2 protein-coding genes are annotated in these 2593 nt (G+C 48.1%); both read left to right on the top strand.

Annotated elements, in window-relative coordinates; translation table 11 throughout:
* The first annotated feature begins 125 nt into the window (after nt 1–125).
* Entirely contained in the window at nt 126–1649 is a 1524-nt protein-coding gene (istA, locus tag BLU57_RS15540) for an IS21 family transposase (protein ID WP_090322902.1), read from the top strand.
* Nucleotides 1642–2463, top strand: a complete 822-nt coding sequence (gene istB / locus BLU57_RS15545) for an IS21-like element helper ATPase IstB (RefSeq protein WP_090322904.1) — start codon at nt 1642–1644, stop codon at nt 2461–2463. The genes istA and istB overlap by 8 nt, the downstream gene beginning before the upstream one ends.
* The last annotated feature ends 130 nt before the right edge of the window (nt 2464–2593 follow it).

The raw sequence follows: 2593 nt of genomic DNA on the forward strand, positions 1-2593 counted from the left end.
TATAAATAGCGGTGTAAAAATGTACCACTGAGGCGCGCTAAATTTCGTCGCAATCGCGGAATAAAAGTGTACCAATCTTAAGCCTGTAAGCTGATGCGATGAGTATCAGGTGAAAGGCGATGAGGATGTATACAGTGGAACTATATGTAAAGATTCGACGAGCGGTAATGGTTGAAGGCAAAAGCGAGCGTGAAGTTGCGCGATATTTTGGAGTTCACCGCAAGACTGTCAAGAAGATGTGCCAGTATTCAGTGCCGCCGGGTTACCGGCGCAAGAAAGACCCCATTTCCCCCAAGCTAGCTGGATTCACGGGCATCATTGATGCCATTCTGGAAGCCGACAAACAAGTTCATGTCAAGCAGCGCCATACTGCGGTGCGGATACTGGAGCGATTGCGCGATGAACATGGATTCACTGGTGGCTATACCATTGTACGCAACTATGTTCACAAAGCTGCAACTCGGCAAAAAGAGATGTTCATGCCACTGGCACACCTACCTGGTCATGCGCAGGTAGATTTTGGTGAGGCCGATGGCTATATTGGCGGCAAACTGGTTCGATTCCATTATTTCTGCCTTGATATGCCGCATTCGGATGGTTGCTTTGTCAAAGCCTATCCAACTGAAGACACCGAATCCTTTCTGGATGGGCATATCGCTGCATTTGCGTTTTTGGGTGGAGTGCCGCAATCGATTCTGTACGACAATACCAAGATTGCGGTGGCCAAGATACTGGGCGATGGCAAACGTCAGCGTACCAAGGCGTTTAGTGAACTGCAAAGTCACTATCTGTTTGAAGACAAGTTTGGACGGCCTGGCCGCGGCAATGACAAGGGGAATGTTGAAGGCATGGTTGGGTACAGTCGTCGCCATCTCATGGTGCCGCGACCTGTGGCTTCCGATTTCAATGCTCTGAATGCAAAATTGCTGGATGGGTGCGTCAAGCGCCAACAAGCTAAGCTACGCGGTCAAACTGAAACCATTGCTGAGCGTATGAAACGCGATACGGCTGCACTGATGGTTTTACCTGCAGTTGCTTTTGATGCCTGCCATAAGATTTCCACCCGCGTATCTTCATTGTCGCTGGTACGTTATCGAAGCAACGATTACTCAGTACCCACCCAATATGGACACCGAGAAGTGCTAGTCAAAGGTTATGTGGATCGCGTCGATATTTGCTCAGGCGCGGACATCATAGCGCGACATGCGCGCAGCTATGGTCGTGAAGAATTCGTTTACAATCCGCTGCACTACCTGGCGTTGCTGGAACAAAAGCCACGTGCGCTTGATCAGGCAGCACCGTTGCAAGATTGGCTGCTACCTGGAGTATTCGATCGACTGCGTCGATTGCTGGAAATCCGCATGGAACGCCGGGGCCGAAAGGAATATATCCAGGTTTTGCGGTTGCTGGAGAATTTCAGCCAAGCACAGGTTGAGCAGGCAATCACACAAGCGATGGAATTTGGCACAATTGGTTTTGATGCCATCAAACATTTGATTCTATGTGCGATAGAACACCGACCGGCTAAGCTAGACTTAACGCTCTATCCCTATTTGCCCCGTGCCAGTGTTAAATCCACTGAACCCAGATCCTACTTAAGCTTACTGGCAAAAGCAAATCAGCAGGTTGCGGAGGTGCATTATGACTGATACGTCTATCCCTACCACGGTTGCACCACAAGTCTTGCTGATCAATCACTTCAAAACATTGAAGTTACCGACCTTTGCACGTGAATATGAGAAAGTAGGTATCGAGTGCGCACGTGAGGGCATAGACTATGCACGTTTTTTATTACGATTATGCGAGCTGGAATGTATTGATCGTGAACAACGCAATACCGAGCGGCGCATACGTCAGGCCAAATTCCCGGTGACTAAGAGCTTGGACACATTCGACTTTGTTGCTATTCCTGGACTGAATAAATCTCTGGTGCTGGAATTGATGCGCTGTGAATGGATCGACAAGCGCGAGAACATCATTGCACTAGGCCCTTCAGGTGTTGGCAAGACTCATATCGCATTAGCTTTAGGGCTGGCCGCCTGTCAGAAAGGCATGAGCGTTTTATTCACGACAGCTGCAGCGTTGGTGCATGAATTGATGGAAGCGCGTGATGAAAAGCGATTGCGTACCTTGCAAAAACATTTAGCAAACGTCAAGTTGCTGATCGTCGACGAATTAGGTTACGTGCCATTTACCGCAGTGGGTGCAGAGCTTTTATTCGAGGTGTTCAGCCGCCGCTATGAAAATGGTGCCACCTTGGTCACATCGAATTTACCATTTGATGAGTGGACAAGTGTTCTTGGATCGGAGCGATTAACCGGCGCGTTACTGGATCGTTTAACCCACCATGTCCATATTCTCGAAATGAATGGCGAATCTTATCGCCTGGCTGCAAGCAAAAAACGGCAAAAACAGATAGGACAATCCAAATCAACAAAGGAGGATGCTAACCAATATAAATGATGTTGACCGTGCAACAACCTCAAAATAGAAAATCAGAAGCGCAGAACCAGAGGTCAAAACCTCTTTTTTATTAACCTAATTGGTACACTCTTCGCCCGCTATTTGGTACCTTTTTACTCCGCCATTGACA

It is taken from the genome of Nitrosomonas oligotropha (genome assembly GCF_900106555.1).
Lineage (GTDB): Bacteria > Pseudomonadota > Gammaproteobacteria > Burkholderiales > Nitrosomonadaceae > Nitrosomonas > Nitrosomonas oligotropha_A.

Coding starts and splice junctions, on each gene's coding strand:
- istB (WP_090322904.1), top strand. CDS start 1,642: ATGACTGATACGTCTATCCCTACCACGGTTGCACCACAAGTCTTGCTG.
- istA (WP_090322902.1), top strand. CDS start 126: ATGTATACAGTGGAACTATATGTAAAGATTCGACGAGCGGTAATGGTT.